Source organism: Parafannyhessea sp. LCP19S3_B1, from assembly GCF_052121955.1.
Taxonomy (GTDB): domain Bacteria; phylum Actinomycetota; class Coriobacteriia; order Coriobacteriales; family Atopobiaceae; genus Parafannyhessea.
The window spans coordinates 1-17,689 of record NZ_JBQKDH010000002.1; the positions used below are offsets into that span (position 1 = coordinate 1).

The window sequence follows — 17,689 nt, forward strand, 5'->3', positions numbered from 1 at the left end:
GGACACGCTTGCGCCGGGCGACGTGGTGACGCTTGCGTTGGTGCCGGCGCCGGCGGACGCGCGGCATGCGCGTGCCGGCCGCGCCGCGGGCGGGCGCGGGGGAAGGGGGCCTCGCGTCCTGTATCGCGACCCGTTCCTGATGGCGGTGGACAAGCCGGCCGGCATCCTGGTGCACGCCGACGGCACGGGCGCGCGCACGCTGACGGACGACGTGGCCGCGCTGCTGGCGCGCGAGGGGGTTCCCGCCGTGCCGCAGGCCGTGCAGAGGCTGGACGTGGACACCACCGGCGTCGTGCTCTTCTCGCTGGCGCCGGAGTTCCAGCCGGCGCTCGACGCGCTGGTGGCGTCGCACGACATGCGCAAGCGCTACCTCGCCGTGGTGGAGGGGTCGTTCCCCGCGGGGGTGCGCCGGCTGGACGCCCCGCTCGGGCGCGACAGGCACGACGCGCGGCGCATGCGCGTGAGCCCGCGCGGCAAGCCGGCGCTCACGCTCGTGACGGTGCTCGCGCGCCGCGGCGGGAGGTCGCTTCTGCTGCTTGAGCTGGGCACTGGGCGGCGCCACCAGATCCGCGTGCACCTTGCGCACGCGGGACATCCCATCGTGGGAGACGCGCTGTACGGCCGCGCGGCGGGCCCGGCCGGCGGCCTCATGCTCCACGCGGTGTGCGAGGAGCTTGCGCACCCCGCGACCGGCGAGGCGCTGCGCCTTGAGGCGGGGTGGCCCGCCCGCTTTGGGAAGTTCTTCTCGTCTTTGGACTATGACGCGGGGGCGCGTTGCTAGATAATGGGTGCGTGGGCCGCGGTGGCCCTCGCGCGGGGCGCGGCGTGCGGCCCGCGGCGGCTTAGGGCACGGACGAGAGGGGACACCATGGCAGATACCATGCGAGGCGTGTACACGAACCTGACCGAGATCAGGCGGAGCGTGTTTCGCGAGGTCGCAAAGATCTGCTACAAGCTCGACGCGCAGGGTGAGTCAACGGACGAGCTCGACAAGGAGTTCGACGAGCTTCCGTACAAGATCCTGCCGGGCGACGTCGCGACGTACAGGGAGAGCGTCTTCTTGGAGCGCGCCATCATCAGCGAGCGCATCAGGCTCGCGATGGGGCTTCCGCTCTCTAGCATGGACAAGCCGGAGCGCGTGAGCGAGGGGTTCGAGAAGGCAGCCAACAGCGACGAGGTGTTCTACGAGCCGCCGCTCATCAACGTGATCAAGTTTGCGTGCAACGCGTGCAAGGACAACGTGTACGAGGTGACGAACGCGTGCCAGGGCTGCCTGGCGCACCCGTGCCGCGAGATCTGCCCGAAGAAGGCCATCAGCTTCAGGGACAAGAAGGCCTACATAGACCAGGACGCGTGCGTGAAGTGCGGCATGTGCTACAAGACGTGCCCGTACCACGCGATCCACCACCACGTGCGCCCGTGCGCGGACGCGTGCGGCATGCACGCGATCGGCTCTGACGAGCACGGTCGCGCGGACATCAACTACGACAAGTGCGTGAGCTGCGGCCAGTGCCTCATCAACTGCCCGTTTGGCGCCATCGCGGACAAGAGCCAGATCGCGCAGGTCATCTGGTCCATCGCGCGCGGCGAGGAGGTCATCGCCGCCGTGGCGCCCGCGTTCGTGGGCCAGTTTGGCGGCAAGGGCAACGTGGGCAAGCTGCGCGAGGCGTTCAAGCTGCTGGGGTTCTCTGGCGTGGAGGAGGTCGCCCTGGGCGCGGACCTCTGCACCTGCCAGGAGGCGGACGACTTCCTGGACGAGGTGCCGGACAAGCTGCCGTTCATGGGAACCTCGTGCTGCCCGGCGTGGTCGGTCATGGCGAAGCGCGAGTTCCCGGAGCACGCGGACTGCATCAGCATGGCGCTTACGCCCATGACGCTGACGGCGCGCATGATCCGCATGCAGCACCCCAACGCGAAGATCGTGTTCGTGGGGCCGTGCTCCGCGAAGAAGCTCGAGGCCATGCGCAAGAGCGTGAGGAGCGAGGTTGACTTCGTGCTCACGTTCGAGGAGATGGCGGGCATGATGGACGCAAAGGGCATCGACTACCTGGCCCTCGAGGACGACAACAAGAGCGACTTCGACGTTGCGTCGACCGATGGCCGCAACTTCGCCGTGGCGGGTGGCGTCGCGACGGCCGTGGTGAACGCCATCCACCGCCGCTACCCGGACCGCGAGGTGAACGTGGTGAACGCGGAGGGCCTGGACGACTGCCGCAAGATGATGAAGGACGCCGTCAAGGGCAAGTACCCCGGCTACCTGATCGAGGGCATGGCCTGCCCGGGCGGCTGCGTGGCCGGTGCCGGCACGCTCGTGGCCATCAACAGGTCCGCGGCGGCGGTGAAGCGCTACGCAAAGCGCTCGCCGCACGTGAACGCGACGGAGAACTCGTACCGCATGCTCATCCCCGTACTGGAGAAGGGCTTCACGAAGCAGGACGAGGACCTCGAGGTGAGCGAGTCCATGGAGGCCACGAAGGGCACGGCGGAGTAGGAGCTCCTACATGCGGGCGGGCCGGACGCGCCGATGCGCCCGGCCCGCATGCGCGTGGCACAAGGACGGGGCGAGAAGAGCATGCTCTTCTCGCCCCGCGGCTTTGCCGTGTTCGAGTCTGTGCCTGGTGCGCCGCTCTGGCGCGCGCCGCCACTACGGCTGCTTCACGCCTGGCGTGGACGCGTAGAACGTTGCGGAGGGGAAGACGTCCTTGATGGTGTGCCCGTTCACGAACGGGAGCGCCAGGAACTCGTCCACCGTGGGGACGAGGTCGCTGCAGTCGACGAAGTGGTTCTTGGAGTTGCGGATGCTGGTGTCCTGGGCGCGCCAGGCCTCGTAGTTGACGTCCGTGAGATAGTAGACGTCATTGCCGACCTTCATGTACACGGAGTGGTTCTTGTGCAGGTAGTCGGCAAGCTCGTCGTAATTTATCTCGAGTGCCTCGGCTGCTTTCTTACCCATATCGCGTCCTTTCTCTAAAAGGAACTGACCTTTGGATGCAAGCATCTTACCGCGACGCCCCCGCCGTTTGGCCGCGCGTCACAAACCGTTAGGCAAGCGTTGCCCATCCCTACGCAGGCGTAAGGATGGGCAACGTGGTGAAAACTTGGAATGGCGAGGGGGTATAAGGGGACAAACCGTGGCGGGGCGCTAGCCAAGCAGCGTGTCGGCAAGCTCCTCCGTGGAGTCCACGATGACCTTGGCGCCGGCGGCCTTGAGCGCGGCGGCGCTGCGGTAGCCCCAGGACACGCAGACGCACGCGGTCTTCGCGTTTGCCGCGGTCTCGACGTCCACCTCGGAGTCACCCACGTACACGCACTCGTCCGGCGTCACGCCTAGCGCGGACATGACCTCGTTCACCGTGTCGGGTGCGGGCTTGCGCCTGACGCCGTCGCGCTCTCCCGCGACCGCGTTGAACATGCCGGGGAAGAACTCCGCCACGAGCTTCTGCACGGCGGCGTCCGGCTTGTTCGAGACTACGGCGCGGTACATGCCCGCCGCGGAAACCGCGTGCAGCATCTGCGTCACGCCCTCGTACGGCGCGGTCTTCTGGCAGAAGTTGCGGGAGTAGTGCGCCTTGAACGTTGCGAGCACCTGCTCGCCCACGTCCTCGGGGGTGCCCGTGGGGAGCGAGCGGTGCACGAGCTGCCGCACGCCGTTGCCCACGTTCGCGGTGGTCTCCGCTATGGTGACCTCCGGGAAGCCGTTGGTGCGGAGGGCGTAGTTTACGGAGGCGTGAAGATCCTCGATGGTGTTGAGGAGGGTCCCGTCCAGGTCGAAGATGGCTGCCTTATAGGTCATGGTTGCCTCGATTCTGAGCGGTCGGGGCGCCGGGGCGGCGCATTGGGGTGGCTGATGCATGGGTGCTCGGTAAGCGCCCAAGGTTTCCGACCGTCGCGGAAACGTTACCAGAGGAATCTGTCGGATGTATGATGGATCGCCCATAAGACAAAACGCTTACAGCATTAAGAAAACTTCTGCATAACGAGGAAACCGCTCTGAAACAGGCGTCTGTGCAGAGGCCCCGTCCTTCTCGCCCGGCGGCTCGCCGCGCCATGGGCGAGAAGGACGTACCGTCGCGGCTTGCGCGTCGTCCCGGCTTGGGGTCAGGTGCGTGTCGGATTCGTTTCGATGCGGGGGAGCTTTGCGTAGATGCAGCCGCGCCGCGCCGAACGCTGCTATCATGTACCCTCGCGCATGCCGGCGCCGTCTACGCCGGCTTGCCGTCATCTGCAAGTCCGTCCGGCACGGCACGGGGCGGAAGAGACGAGAGGAACAAGATGCCATTTAGCATGCACACCCACACCTGCGGAGAGCTGCGAAAGAGCGACATCGGCGCCGAGGTCACCCTGACCGGCTGGGTCTGGCACCGTCGTGACCACGGCGGGCTCATCTTCGTGGACCTGCGCGACCGCGAGGGATCGACCCAGCTTGAGTTCGACCCCGAGGTCTGCGACGAGAAGGCGTTCCACACCGCCGAGACCATCCGCTCCGAGTGGCCCATCAAGGTGACCGGAACCGTGCGCCCGCGCCCGGAGGGCGAGGCGAACGAGAAGCTCGCGACCGGCGAGATAGAGGTCTACGTCACGGACATCGAGGTGCTGAACACCTCGAAGACCCCCGCGTTCCAGATCGAGGACCACGTGGACACCGCCGAAGACGTCCGCCTGCGCTACCGCTACCTCGACCTGCGCCGCCCGAAGATGGCCTCCAACCTCAGGCTGCGCTCCGACTTCACCTTCGCGCTTCGCGAGGCGTTCCACAACCGCGAGTTCCTTGAGGTCGAGACCCCGTCGCTCTTCAAGAGCACGCCGGAGGGCGCCCGCGACTTCCTGGTTCCCAGCCGCATGCAGCCCGGCCACTTCTATGCGCTGCCGCAGTCCCCGCAGCTTCTGAAGGAGCTCCTGATGGTGGGCGGCGTGGAGCGCTACTACCAGGTGGCGAAGTGCTTCCGCGACGAGGACCTGCGCAAGGACCGCCAGCCCGAGTTCACGCAGGTGGACGTCGAGATGAGCTTCGTGACCCAGGACGACGTGATGGGCGCGCTGGAGCAGACCCTCGCGGACGCGTTTGGCCGCATGGGCGTGAAGATGGAGCTGCCGCTGCGCCGCATCGAGTACTGGGACGCCATGGACACCTATGGCATCGACAAGCCCGACACCCGCTTCGGCATGACCCTGCACGACGTTACGTCCATCTTCGGCGACTCCAAGTTCAAGCTCTTCTCGGGCGCCGCGAACACGGAGGGGCAGTACGTCAAGGCCATCAACGCGAAGGGCGCCGGCAAGTGGCCCCGCGCGCAGATCGACAAGCTCGCGAAGGTCGCGGCGGAGTTCGGCGCGAAGGGCCTCGCCTACATCGCCTTCCGCGAGGACGGTTCCGTCACGAGCCCGATCGTCAAGTTCTTCTCGGACGACGAGATGGCCAACCTGCGTGCCGAGATGGACGTGGAGCCCGGCGACCTCGTGATGTTTGCCGTGGGCGCCCGTCTTGAGGCCGACACCATCCTCGGCGGCATGCGCAACCACATGGCCGACGCGCTCGACGTGCCGCGCGAGGGCCACGACTTCCTGTGGGTCGTCAACTTCCCGCTGTTCCACTGGGACGAGGACCGCAAGTGCCTCGACTCCGAGCACCAGCCGTTCACCCAGCCCAACGAGGACGAGCTCGACCTGCTCGACAGCGACCCGCTGGCCATGGGCTCCCACACCTACGACTTCGTGATGGACGGCTACGAGGCCGGCGGTGGCGGCATGCGCATCCACAACGCCGAGCTGCAGGAGAAGATCCTGGAGAAGCTGGGCTTCACCCCGGAGCGCGCGCAGGCGCAGTTTGGCTTCCTGATGGAGGCGCTCAAGTTTGGCGCGCCCCCCATGGGCGGCTTTGCGCTTGGCCTCGACCGCGTGTGCATGCTCCTGGCCGGTGCGGACAACATCCGCGAGGTCATGGCGTTCCCCAAGACGGCAAGCGGCTCCGACCTCATGAGCGCCGCGCCGTCGGAGGTCTCCGGCAAGCAGCTGAAGGAGGTCTCGCTCAGGCTACTGTAGCCCGTACGCCACGTTCGGTCGCCACGGCAGATTCCGCGACGACAGGCTAAAACCATGCGAGAAGAGCCCGGCAGACGGCGTTGGTACCGTCTGCCGGGCTCGTGTCGTTGGCTGTCGCTACGCGCTCACGGTGTAGAGTGCATGGAAGTATCCGCCGGGAATGGATACGAGCTCGTCAAACGTTCCCTGTTCGCAAACGCGACCGTCGCGCAGCACCACGATGCCGTCAAACAGGCGCAACAGGCCTGCGTCCAGGCGGTGCGTCACCATGATGCGCGTGGTTCCGGCGAGCGCCGCCACCGAGCGCGTGATCTGGTCTGCGGTCCGCTGGTCCAAGGCCGAGGTGGCCTCGTCGAGGAGAAGGACCCCCGACCCGTGCAGCAGGCTCCGCGCGATGCACACGCGCTGTCGCTCACCGCCAGAAAGATTGGATCCTCCCTCTCCGCAGGGGTAGTCCATGCCGTGCGTAGCAACGAACTCGCCAAGGCCGGCGCGACGGACGGCAGAGTCCAGTTTGGCGTCGTCGACGTCGGCGAACATGGTGACGTTCTCGCGGAGCGTCGCGTCAAAGAGGAACGTGTCCTGCCGCACCAGCGAGACCGTGGCGTACAGCGACTCTAGGCTTGCGTCGTGCAGCTCGCACCCGTCGAGGTCGATTTGGCCACCGTATTGAGGATGCGCTCCCATAAGCAGCGAGAGGAGCGTGGACTTGCCGCTGCCGGAGGCGCCCACCACGGCGTAGCACCCACCTGCGGCGAACTCCGCATTCAAGCCCGAAAGCACGGGGCGGTCCTTCTCGTATCCAAAGCTCACGTTTGAGAGCGCGATGCCCCGCTCGAGCTTTGCCGGCAGTGCGACGCCGCCCGTCCTCTCGCGGTTCTCGCTGAGCATTCCGGCGAGCTTTTCCACCAGTCCCCTTGACGCCCGGCGTGCGGCAAAAATGGACGGCAGGTCTTGTATGGGTTGGGCAACGCTGTTCATGAGCTGCGTGGCCATGAGGATGCCGCCAACCGTCATCCTGCTGCCCGGGAGGGCGAGCGCCAGCCACGCACCAAAGAACATGACGGAAAGTTGAGAGACGCCCTGTGCCGTCACGGCAAGCGCGCGAATGCCCAGCTCCGTGCGTCGGCGGAGGCGCTTGTCGGCTTCAAGCGCGGCGTTTGCCGCCTCGAAGCGACTGTATGCCGCATACTCTGCGCGGAAGCTCTTTATGAGGGGAAAGCCGCGGACAAGGTCGTGCGCCGTGCTCATGAAGTGCCCCGTCGCGTCGGAGACCATGCGCTGTCGCTGGGCGAGTCTTCTACCGGAAGCAAGGCCAATCACAAGCGGTACCAGCGCAGATGTGATAGCCACGACGCCAAGGGGCACGCTTTGCGCCAGAAGCATGGCGACGGAGCCCACCAGTGACACAACCTCGGTGACCATCGTGAAGATCTTCTCGAGGTAAGTCACCTCAATGGTGTTCACGTCGTTTGTGAGCACGGATTCGTACCGGCTCGATCCACCGCCGTCAAAGGAGCCGATGTCCTTTCGTAGCAGTCGGTCGAAGACGGCACGCCGGTAGTCGCTCGTCGCGCGACGAAGAAACGCCGGCAGCGTCACGCGCAGTGCCAACTCGATCGCGAGCTCCGCTGCCAGCAGCAATGAGACCACCTTCCCCGTCCGGACGAGAAGGACGAGGGACCTTGCGGCAACGGCATCGAACGCCTGCTTGAGGACATATGCAAAGGCGAGCGTGAGAACGGCCTGCGCGAGGTGCAAAGCCGCGTTTGTTGAGAAAAGCAGCCATTTCCCTCGAAACATGCTTGCCCACAGCCCCCGTGCGAGGTCCTTCTCGCCCTGTGATGCGGTCGTGCCCTGCGCTTCCATATGTGCCCTCCGATTTTGGCTCCTGAGAATATGTCGTACGCTGCCTGCAGATGTCATTCGACAGATGTTCATGCAACCCATCGATATCCAAGCTAAAACTTGTCGAATGCCGGAACGTTGCTATGTCCTGACATCCAAAAGCACGACGCCACATACCAGAGAAATTGGCGTACCATGTGGCTGCCAGTGATTATCGGTATCGCCACGTGGCGCGCCATCATGGGAGGGCTCGTGAACGAAGAGAGGCTTAAGCGTGCACTCGACGTCCTGGTTGCCGAGCCGTCGAAGCGCCCAGGGGCGGGGTCGGGTACGATCCTTGTGGCGTATCGGATGCGAGATAGGCCAACGCTTCCCAGCTTGACGCCGTGTCACGTTCTCATGACGGCCTACGATGCCGAGCATCCGATGCGCCTGCTTATCGGCCACAGTCCCAAGCCAGACGACATTATGGTCTACGCCTTCCTGGGCAGACGACGGTTGGACCGCGTGCTCATGGCAATGGCACCATCCTCGTCGAGCTTCTTCCATGTGCTGGCAGACAACCTGTGCCAAGACCAGCCGGATACGGGGGAGGTTACCGAGGCAGGCCAGGTCGATCCGGAAATGCTGCAGGACATTTTCTCGCTCATGGTGGTTGCCTATGCGGAGCGCAGGGGCGAGTGGGAGCTTGTCATAGACGGCTTGGCCTCGTCTTTTATTGCGCTGGCAAGTCCTGCGATTCACGACGGGCCGGGCAGGCGAGGTCCCGACGAGCTTGTGGCATTGCTTCTTACGGAGATAGCCGCGCACCCCGAGAGCGTGACGCTCCACGGACTTGCCGAGCGATTCTCGTACAATCCCACCTACCTCTCGGGATTGCTGCACGAGCAGTGTGGGCAGACCTTCTCCCAGCTCGTTCGCGAGCAGCGCATGCTTCGTGCCCGCCAGCTTCTCAGGGATACGGAGCTTTCCGTGGCGACAATTGCCTCCATGGTGGGGTATGCGGGTACCAGCAACTTCCATAGGCTGTTCCGAGAGCGATTTGGCGAGTCACCCGCACAGGTGCGGGCCAGGCGTGAGGGACTCTGATGTGGCGTTTCGCGGGGAAGGATTCGTGACGGGTCCGACGTGCGGGGAGGAACGGTCGAGTTTGCAAGTCGACCAACGAGTGCATTCCGATGTTTGTCTCTTCAAGGGAAGATGGGTGCTTACGATACATGGTGAATCGTGCTGTCGTGGCAGCAGATAGCGTGTGCGAAAAGCTCGAATTTGTCGAAGGGGCAAGAGGTTCACTCCAAGGCAACAGTGGGCTATGGAACCATAATCGGCAAGTAACCTAAACCATAATCAGTAAGTGGATAAGACCACAATCGATAAGTGAAACTGACCACAATCGATAAGTGAAACTGACCACAATCGGTAAGTGATGGGGCGGAGCCGGGGAATCGTAAATCTGACCGCTACTTCCAGCATCAACAACAATCTGCTTCCACGGGATGTTCCAGGGAAGGTTGATTAAGTCGTCCCCTGTGGGCTGGTACAAGGGCGAGGGCTCAGAACGTATGGGACGGCCTGCGGGCGGAAGACAGGACTTCTAGCGCGCCCGTCCAGTTTCGGCTTGTGCGACCCGACGCCTGTCCTTAGACCTTCTTGCGGCGATTGCAAAGGCCAACGTCAGCGCAACGTTGAGAACCAATACGACAACGCTTCCCTCGATCTTGCAGGAGCCGCCGGAGAGAAGTGTATTTGCGGATGGCGTCATGTTGAAGAGGCTGGGGTAGTCGTCTGCCAGGCTCACTCCGCCAAGAATCACGCCGCCGACTATATTCCATATCGCGTGTGCCATGATCGGCGCCAGCAGCGTTCCCTCCGCCTCGTACAGAGCGGTGGTGAAGAGGCACATGGAGACGACGTTCGCCACCGGCAGCAATCCCGCCTCGAACGCCCCGCCGTGCATCAGCGTGAACAACGCGGTCGAGACAACGACTGCAACAGGCAAGTTGCAATTGGTCTTCAGCAGCTGATAGATGTACCCGCGCGCAAGAAGCTCCTGCATTACGACGTTGACGAAGGCGGAAAGCATCCAGAGCCATGGCATCTGGATCATGTTTGCTCCGACAATCGTCAGCTGATGGGTCGCGAGAAGAACTGCCGCCGCTAGGCCAATCCAGACGGACCCGACGATGAGTCCAACCAGGACTCCCTTACCGGCATGCTCCCTTATCGGAACGGCGACCTTTCGCTTCTCGATGAGGACGAACACCACCGTGAGCAGAACCATTGACAGCATGGGGGTCAGCTCGGCAAAAAAGCGCCAGACTGCAGGGTTCTTTGTCGGAATGGTTATCGCCGTGGTTAGAGCCCACCCCATGAAGAACGCCGCGACTTTAAGGAAGGTGATTGTGTACCTCTTCAATTCGGTGGGACGGTGGGAGGAGAGTGTCTTGTTGTCCAAACGATCGGACTCTGCCATGATCCAGACGTACCTTTCGCCAATACGAATAGTCGGAACAAGAGACGCCAAGGGGCGAGTCTTGCTCCGACATTATATGGCTCCGTCTGACAGTTGGGCATTGCCCGACGTGGTGGCCTACGCCTTCTCCAGCAGGCGTGCGACTGTGAGCATGGCCTGGTCAAGCTCCGTGCGCTCCGCAGCGCTTAGGTGCGAGAAGAGCTCGCGTGCCCGCTTTGACCCTTCCTCAATGTGTCGGCCCACGTAGGCGCGGCCCGCGTCGCTGAGGGCGATGACGTGACTGCGCGCATCGGCGTTATCCGCGCCCTGGCGTACGTAGCCCATCTGCTGCAGTCGGCCGACCATCTTCGACACGTGCTGCTTCGAGGTGCGGAGCTCTTCCGCCGCCTCGCGCTGACGCAGAGGCCCGTGCTGGTACAGCAGCTCCAGCAGCTCCACCTGCGCCTGGCCAAGCTCCCCGCGGTACGTGTCGCGGTACGGCGCCACCACCTTGCGCTCGAACACGACGCGCATGCGGTAGGCGGGGGCCAGGGTCGAGTTGCCCGCGCTCTTCTCGCCCGAGGGCTTTGCCCCCGTTGTGGCGGCCGCGGCCGTGCCCGCGGCTTCCTGCGTAAGATCCGTCACGCTACCAGGTCCTGGAGCCGGCGGAGCGGAACTGCGCCACGGTGGGCGCGTGCGAGTTGAGGCCGCCGTCCACGTTGATGACCTGGCCCGTGACGTAGGCGCTCTCGTCGGAGGCGAAGTACGTGCAGGCATGTGCGATGTCCGCGGGGCTGCCGTAGCGGTTGACCTCGATGTTGCTCAGGAAGACGTCCTTCAGCTGCTGCGGAACGTGTGCCTCGTTCTGCGGCGTCACGATGAGGCCCGGGCGCACGCAGTTGCAGCGGATGTCCTGCTTGCCGTACTGCAGCGCGACGGACGACGTGAGCATGTCCACGCCGGCCTTGCTGCACGCATACGCGGTCGACCCCAGGTCGCCAGATATCGACGCCATGGAGCCGATGTTCACGATCGAGCCGCCGCCGGCCTCGATCATGTATGGAAGCACTGCCTTTATCGCATAGAACGTACCACGCACGCCAGAGGCGAACATCGCGTCCCAGTCCTCGAGCGAAATCTCGTCCACGCGACCGTCCTTCAGCCCCACGCCCGCGGCATTGTTGACCAGGATGTCGATGCGGCCGTGGTCGCGCGCCGTGTCCGCAAAGAGCGCGTCCACCGTGGAGAGGTCCGTCAGGTCCATGCGGTGGAAGCTCGCGCTGCCGCCTTCGGCCACGATCTGCTCCACCACCTCCTGGCCGCGCGCCTCGCGCCTGCCGCACACCACGACGTGCGCGCCCTCCGCCGCGAACTCCCGCGCGATGCCGATTCCGATGCCGCTGGTAGAGCCCGTGACCACCGCGACCTTGCCCTTGAGCCTGTCCATGCTGCCTCCTTCTGTAAAGGTGTTCCGGCGGCGGCGTGGTGCCGCACGCCGTCCGCTGCTGATGGCAAGATACCCACGCCCTAAAGTAATATACGTATGACTAAACCAGGCAAGAAAAGCTACATAACGTGGGCTCCAGCCCTGTCCCGAGCTTGCGATTTCCCGTGTTGCATGCGCCCGAGTGGCTGTCCGCGCCACAAGGCGGCTGCGCTCGCGTGCTATGCTTCGAGTCGTCACATCCTGAACGAACGACCAAGAATCCGGGAGGAAACATGGACGAGATGAGCGGCATCACCCCCGAGGACCTCGCCGCGTCGCGCGAGGGCTTCGCGTCCGAGCGCGTGAACGAGGTTGCGAAGAACGCCGTGACCGCAAGTGGCATCCGCGCCGCCGCGCGACGCCCCGAGGGCGTCGCCGCAAACGCGCTGGGCTTCGACCTCGAGGTCACGCAGGGCGACCGCTGCGACCAGGAGCGCTCCGGCCGCTGCTGGATGTTCGCGAGCCTCAACACCATGCGCTACCGCGTGATCAAGAAGTACAACCTCAAGACCTTCGAGCTCTCTCAGGCTTACCCGCTGTTCTGGGACAAGCTCGAGAAGAGCAACTGGTTCCTGCAGAACATCCTCGACACCCTGGACGAGCCCCTCGACGGCCGCCTCGTGTCCTTCCTGCTTGCGGACCCCATCGGCGACGGCGGCCAGTGGGACATGTTCCGCAGCCTCGTGAAGAAGTACGGCGTGGTGCCGAAGGAGGCCATGCCCGAGACCGCCTGCTCCAGGAACACCCGCGAGCTCGACCGCTACCTCACGCGCTACCTGCGCGGAGCAGCCAAGCGCCTGCGCCAGAGCCACGAGGCCGGCGTGGGTACGGACGACCTGCTTGCCATGAAGAAACAGATGATGGAAGAGGTCTATCGCCTACTGGCAGTGTGCCTGGGCGAGCCGCCCGCGTCCTTCTCCGTGCGCCTTCGTGACAAGGACCAGAAGCTCGCGCTTTCCGGCACGTTCACGCCGCAGGAGTTCTTCAAGACCGCCGTGGACATGGACGTCGACGCGTACGTCTCGCTCATCAGCGCGCCCACGGCGGACAAGCCCTTTGGCCACACGTACACGGTCAGCCGCCTGGGCAACGTGTGGGAGGACCACGGCGTGCGCTACCTCAACCTGCCGCCCGCGGAGCTCAAGCGCGTGGCCATCGCGCAGCTTAAGGACGACCTGCCCGTGTGGTTTGGCTGCGACGTCGCGCAAAGCTATCTGCAAGACGAGGGCATCATGGACACGGCGGCGCTCGACGTGGACGCGCTCTTCGGATTTCCCGTGGAGGGCTGCATGGACAAGGCCGAGCGCCTGGACTACGGCGAGAGCCTCATGACCCACGCCATGGTGCTGGAGGGCGTCCGCCTGGACGAGAAGGGCGAGCCCACGCTCTGGAAGGTGGAGAACTCCTGGGGCAAGGACCATGGTCGCGACGGCTTCGACACGCTGTCCGACGCATGGTTTGACGAGTACGTCTACCAGGTGGTCGTCGACAAGAAGTACCTGACGGAGGAGGAGCGTCACACCTACGATACCGAGGAGCCCACGGTGCTCGCCCCGTGGGACCCGATGGGCTCTCTCGCGTAGGCATGCCGTTGCGTTGCTGTTGGCGCCTGTAACAGGCGCGATAGAAGATGATCGCCAGCCCCAGAAAGCTCTGAGGCTGGCGATCTTGTTGTAATGGCTGGCAGCGTGCCTGCCACGTCAGTTGCCTGCGCTGGCAGCGTTTAGTGAAGCCAAGCCGCGGTGCAGCTGGTTACGTAGGTAATAACAGTAAGTGCGGCGATGATTATTCCTGCGACGGCAGCAATCAATCCAATTAACTTGCTCATGTTTCTCACATCTTTCTATGATCTCCAGTTGATCTTTACCTTGACCTTTGATCCAAAAGTGCCTCTCAGCATCGTCTGAATATTCTGCTGAGCAAACACTTTTGCCTGGTCGATCAGTCCGCCTTTCACGGCGTTTTTGTCGCTTTCCTCTTTGCACGTCTTCTCGAGTTCGACCACGCTCTTTGGGTCTATGGGATTGAATATGTTGTTCTCCTCGTCATAAATATCGGTTTTATCCATGTCAGGCGTGTTCGAGATGATCTTGGGGGCATCGAGCTCCACGACGACGCTCTGCGGCTTACCGCTCTTGTCGACGTCCTTTCGGACGATCGTGGCGGTCTTCAGGTCGACGCCTGCCTGTATGGTGCCAACGTAGCGCAGGTAGTACCTGTTCCTGGTAAAGGGGAGGTTGAACTTATCGAGAAGGTCGCGGTTAGAGGTCTCGACCTTCTGGTAGAGATCGTACTGCTGACTTGCGCATACGAGCGTGTTCTGGGCACGGATCTGCTCGAAGACCGCGTCGACGGTAAAGACTCTCTCGTTCCTCGCTTCGCGGCTGCTTTCCTGCGACTTGCTCGTATTTATCGCTGCGCCGATTCTGTAGCCCACGTTGGCGCCCAAAACAACCAGCACGATGGCAACAACGAGAAAGAGAACCTTGTTGCTGCGTATCGTATTAACGATGTTACGAAACCTCATACGCTTCGCCTTGAGGGTCGAGCGGGCTTCGGAATGCTGTTCAACGTAGTGCTCCCCGGGACTTTCATCAACGGGGAGGTCCTCGGTGTCCTGTTCCATTTCTCTTCCTTCCAAGTGGTATGCGTGACCCGTCGCCATGTTTTCTCACCCTAGTTGAGAGGTCGGGGGGGGGGGGTCAAGGACTTTTCAGTTAGTGCGTGCGGAGCCGGTCTATGGTGCAAGCCGGCTCCGCACGCGGATAGCGGGGTTGCGTCAGTCGCTACTTAGAGATCTTCTCGACGGAAAGCGTGATGGAGCTGATCGACTGGTTGATCGCCAGGTTCGAGTACTCCGTGCCGTCTTCGTCCTTCTCGTGCTCGAACGTGAGCTCGGTGTTGGGCTCCACGCTCTGGGCAGTCACCCTGTACTGGCTGAGGGATTTGCTGTCGGACACGTCCACGTAAGAGCCATCGCTCGCGTTGACGTCTAGCTGAACGTAGCTTCCGCCCACGTAGCCGTCGACAAACTTTCCGGTCAGCGACACGTATCCGCAATCGGCGAGGTTTCGACCCACGTAGTCTCGGATGTATGCCGTGGTGTTGTTGGGCGACGCCTTGATCTTGGTCATGTCGGTCGAATTACCGCTCTTGCCAACCTCGTCCACGGCAAGCACGATCTCGTCGATGCTGTTCCATGTGGTCAGGTTGTCATACTCCGTGCCGTCTTCGTCTTTGTCGAAGGTGGACTTGATCTTGGTGTTTGGCGCGACGTTTTGGTTCGACACCCTATACTTTCTCAGCAGCTTGGACTCGGAGTCGCTGGAGTCTATGTGGGTGCCATCCGGGGTCACGAAGACGATTACGGGGTGAACGCCGTTTCCGTACTCATCGTGCCTTCTGCCGTCCATCGCCATGTAGCCAACGTTGGCGGCGTTCATGCCCACGTAGTTCTTAACGTAGTGGGTGTACTTGTCCGGCGACTTCTTTATCTGCACGGTCTTCGTCTGCTGTGCCGGCGCGCTCGCCGTGGCCTTGCCCTGGCTTCCGGCTGGCGCATTGCCGCAGGCGCACAGCGCCACGAGGACGGCTCCGGTCGCAACCGCCGCCGTCAGTTTCGTCCTAAGCATTCGCTTTCCTTTCGCTCGTCTTCCCGCGTCGAAACGGACCTGCTACAGAAGTCCGCGTATGCCCTCGTAGCTGCCGGGTCCGTACATCAGCTCCACCAGCAGCTCCATCTCGGGGAGGTCCAGCGCGGAGTCCGTCCCGGCGTCCTCCGCAAACGTCAGCTCGAACGCGACGATGTGCCTGAACAGCCGCTCCAGTGCGCGGCGGTCCTTCGCGTGGCCAAGCGCGAGCGCCTTGTGGTACCTGCTCACGCTCTTCTCGATCTCCTCGCGCAGGAGCTCGACCTGCTCGTCCAGAATCGCGTCGACGTCCGAGTGCACCCTCTCGAACTCCCTCTTCACCTGGGGGAGGGTCTTGCCGCGCTCCCTCAGCAGGGACACCGCGTACAGCACCTTCAGGTCCTGCGCCGAGTACACGCGGTATCCCCACTTCGTCTCCTTTGGCGACAGAAGCCCAATGCCGCCTTCGCCCTGGTAGCAGACGCGCTGAATGTCCCTGCGGCTCAGCCCCGTCAGCCTCTCGACCTCAGAGATCTTCCAGCCGGCCTGACCCAGCTTCTTGCGTTGGCGCCTTGACTTCATGCTGCTTTCCCCCTGAGACCAATAAATCTGTTCAAGGGTTGAACAGCAATGCCCATTTGAATCGAATCTGCCCTTGGGGCCCTGTGCGTGGCTCATGCCAGCCTCCTCGCTCTTAGAAGCGACCGAACGCGCTTCTCCTATGAGGGGGCGTGTTTTTTTCGCGAGGTGGCGGACCGCATGGCGCCGCGGCAGACAGGGCAAAGGTGTCGGCTCAAATCCTCAGGTGACATGCGGTTTGCGCCGCCGCCCGAAAGACAGCTGAAAGAGAGCTCCGCTGCGCCGCCCTTCGCCTACCATGTGGAAAAGACTTCTGACACAGGGGGCGCGCATGCGAGAAACGCAGGCCACGTGCACGAGGGCGGGCCATGGGCCCAGGCGCTGCCCAAGCGTGCTGCTGCAGGCGGCCTGCGCCATCGTGCTTGTGGCGGCGCTTGGCGTCGCGTCGATGGCGCTGCACGCGCCGGGTGCGCCGGGCAAGGCCGCCGTCGCGTCCGCGGCGGAGCTTGCGCCGCTGGGCACGGTGAGCGACCGGCCGTACGTGGCCGAGCCCGGCGTGGACGTGGACCTGGTGATGGTGGGGGACGTCCTCATGCACGAGGGCGTGTACCAAAGCGGCGCCACGGCGGATGGCGGCTACGACTTCGACCACGTGTTTGTGCACGTCAAGGGTGATCTTGACGGTGCAGACCTCAAGATCTTGAACCAAGAGACGCCCCTCGGCGGGGACGTCGCGCCCTTCTCGGGCTATCCGCAGTTCAACGGGCCGCAGCAGATGGGCGACGCGGAGGCGAAGGCCGGCTTCAACGTGGTGCTGAAGGCGTCGAACCACGCGATGGACGTGGGGTATCCCGCCATTGGGAGCGAGCTTAGCTTCTGGCACCGGCGCCATCCCGGCGTCGCCGTCGTGGGCATGCGCGACCCGGACGCGCCCGCGACGGACGTGCCAAACGGCGTGTACATATACGAGAAGGACGGCTTCCGCGTGGCGGTGCTCAACTTCACGTTCAGCCTCAACGGGCTTGCGGACCCTAAAGGTGCCGTCTCGATGCTTATGGAGGAGCACGTGCGGGACGCCATGGCGTACGCCCGCGCGCACGCGGACATGCTGGTGGTGTGCCCGCACTGGGGCGCGGAGTACGTGAGCGAACCCACCGCGTCGCAGCGGCAGTGGGCCCAGCTCCTTGCGGACGGCGGGGCGGACGTGATTGTGGGCGGGCACCCGCACGTGATAGGCCCGGTGGAGACGTTCCAAACCGCCCGCGGCGGCACGGGCGTGTGCTTCTGGTCCGTGGGGAACTTCGTGTCCACGCAGCGCGACGACCCCACGATGGTGGGCGGCATGGCCAAGGTCACGCTGCACAAGGACCCGGACGGCGGCTGTCGCGTGGTGCGCTACGCGTTCGAGCCCGTCGTCACGCACAAGGGCCACGGGCACGACATGACCACGTATATGCTCCGCGACTACACGCCTGCCCTCGCGGCGACGTCGGGCAGCCCCGGCTGCACGCCACAGTGGGCTCAGGGCTACGTCGCCTGCGTGCTGGGACAGGGCTACGACCCGCTCACGAGCCGCCTTGCCGCAGAGCTTGGCTAGGCGCGCCCCCGCCGGGGCGCAGGGGCGTCACCACGTGCGTCCCGCCGGTTTGGACAAGG

General features: G+C 63.8%; 15 protein-coding genes. 6 read left to right on the top strand and 9 right to left on the bottom strand.

The genetic code is table 11. The features are described from left to right. Nucleotides 1-781, top strand: a 781-nt coding sequence (locus ACTQWE_RS00915; protein ID WP_441921194.1) for an RluA family pseudouridine synthase, incomplete at its 5' end; no start/stop codon positions are given. A gap of 87 nt (nt 782-868) precedes the next feature. Next, nucleotides 869-2,491 (top strand): 4Fe-4S dicluster domain-containing protein, encoded by a 1,623-nt coding sequence (locus tag ACTQWE_RS00920; RefSeq protein ID WP_170103253.1) that lies wholly within the window; start codon nt 869-871, stop codon nt 2,489-2,491. Nucleotides 2,492-2,644: 153 nt separating this feature from the next. On the opposite strand, the gene ACTQWE_RS00925 is transcribed toward ACTQWE_RS00920, so the two are convergent. Together ACTQWE_RS00925 and ACTQWE_RS00930 are read right to left on the bottom strand one after the other, a co-directional pair. Next, nucleotides 2,645-2,953 (bottom strand): CDP-alcohol phosphatidyltransferase, encoded by a 309-nt coding sequence (locus tag ACTQWE_RS00925; protein WP_170103254.1) that lies wholly within the window; start codon nt 2,951-2,953, stop codon nt 2,645-2,647. Between the two features lie 189 nt (nt 2,954-3,142). Further along, complete coding sequence (locus ACTQWE_RS00930; RefSeq protein ID WP_441856125.1) at nt 3,143-3,793, bottom strand: HAD family hydrolase; 651 nt, start codon at nt 3,791-3,793, stop codon at nt 3,143-3,145. Nucleotides 3,794-4,272: 479 nt separating this feature from the next. Here ACTQWE_RS00930 and aspS point away from each other — a divergent pair, with 479 nt between their 5' ends. Then, on the top strand, nt 4,273-6,039 hold the full coding sequence (gene aspS / locus ACTQWE_RS00935; RefSeq protein WP_170103256.1) for an aspartate--tRNA ligase: 1,767 nt from the start codon (nt 4,273-4,275) through the stop codon (nt 6,037-6,039). A 117-nt stretch (nt 6,040-6,156) separates the two neighbouring features. On the opposite strand, the gene ACTQWE_RS00940 is transcribed toward aspS, so the two are convergent. Beyond that, nucleotides 6,157-7,908 carry an ABC transporter ATP-binding protein gene (locus ACTQWE_RS00940; protein ID WP_441856123.1) on the bottom strand — a complete coding sequence of 584 codons (1,752 nt, stop codon included), beginning with the start codon at nt 7,906-7,908 and terminating at the stop codon, nt 6,157-6,159. A gap of 231 nt (nt 7,909-8,139) precedes the next feature. Here ACTQWE_RS00940 and ACTQWE_RS00945 point away from each other — a divergent pair, with 231 nt between their 5' ends. Further along, entirely contained in the window at nt 8,140-8,976 is an 837-nt protein-coding gene (locus ACTQWE_RS00945; RefSeq protein ID WP_206109721.1) for a helix-turn-helix transcriptional regulator, read from the top strand. Nucleotides 8,977-9,481: 505 nt separating this feature from the next. Here ACTQWE_RS00945 and ACTQWE_RS00950 read toward each other — a convergent pair. The 3 genes from ACTQWE_RS00950 to ACTQWE_RS00960 all read right to left on the bottom strand — a co-directional run bounded on the left by ACTQWE_RS00950 (nt 9,482) and on the right by ACTQWE_RS00960 (nt 11,786). Then, nucleotides 9,482-10,360: a CPBP family intramembrane glutamic endopeptidase gene (locus ACTQWE_RS00950; protein WP_170103259.1), complete on the bottom strand. Its 879-nt coding sequence runs from the start codon at nt 10,358-10,360 to the stop codon at nt 9,482-9,484. A 117-nt stretch (nt 10,361-10,477) separates the two neighbouring features. Continuing rightward, nucleotides 10,478-10,984, bottom strand: a complete 507-nt coding sequence (locus tag ACTQWE_RS00955) for a MarR family winged helix-turn-helix transcriptional regulator (protein WP_170103260.1) — start codon at nt 10,982-10,984, stop codon at nt 10,478-10,480. Nucleotide 10,985: 1 nt separating this feature from the next. Then, the gene (locus ACTQWE_RS00960; RefSeq protein WP_441856121.1) at nt 10,986-11,786 is read right to left on the bottom strand and encodes an SDR family NAD(P)-dependent oxidoreductase; all 801 of its coding nucleotides are present in this window, start codon (nt 11,784-11,786) and stop codon (nt 10,986-10,988) included. Between the two features lie 272 nt (nt 11,787-12,058). Here ACTQWE_RS00960 and ACTQWE_RS00965 point away from each other — a divergent pair, with 272 nt between their 5' ends. Beyond that, nucleotides 12,059-13,408, top strand: coding sequence for an aminopeptidase C (locus ACTQWE_RS00965; RefSeq protein WP_441921195.1), 1,350 nt, complete (start codon nt 12,059-12,061; stop codon nt 13,406-13,408). A gap of 260 nt (nt 13,409-13,668) precedes the next feature. On the opposite strand, the gene ACTQWE_RS00970 is transcribed toward ACTQWE_RS00965, so the two are convergent. The 3 genes from ACTQWE_RS00970 to ACTQWE_RS00980 form a co-directional block, all read right to left on the bottom strand. Beyond that, nucleotides 13,669-14,451 (bottom strand): DUF4230 domain-containing protein, encoded by a 783-nt coding sequence (locus ACTQWE_RS00970; protein WP_170103263.1) that lies wholly within the window; start codon nt 14,449-14,451, stop codon nt 13,669-13,671. A 160-nt stretch (nt 14,452-14,611) separates the two neighbouring features. Next, on the bottom strand, nt 14,612-15,457 hold the full coding sequence (locus ACTQWE_RS00975; RefSeq protein WP_170104355.1) for a hypothetical protein: 846 nt from the start codon (nt 15,455-15,457) through the stop codon (nt 14,612-14,614). 42 nt (nt 15,458-15,499) lie between these two features. Next, nucleotides 15,500-16,036 carry a MerR family transcriptional regulator gene (locus ACTQWE_RS00980; RefSeq protein WP_170104356.1) on the bottom strand — a complete coding sequence of 179 codons (537 nt, stop codon included), beginning with the start codon at nt 16,034-16,036 and terminating at the stop codon, nt 15,500-15,502. 328 nt (nt 16,037-16,364) lie between these two features. On the opposite strand from ACTQWE_RS00980, the gene ACTQWE_RS00985 reads away from it, so the two are divergent. Then, the gene (locus ACTQWE_RS00985; RefSeq protein ID WP_441921196.1) at nt 16,365-17,630 is read left to right on the top strand and encodes a CapA family protein; all 1,266 of its coding nucleotides are present in this window, start codon (nt 16,365-16,367) and stop codon (nt 17,628-17,630) included. Nucleotides 17,631-17,689 lie beyond the last annotated feature (59 nt).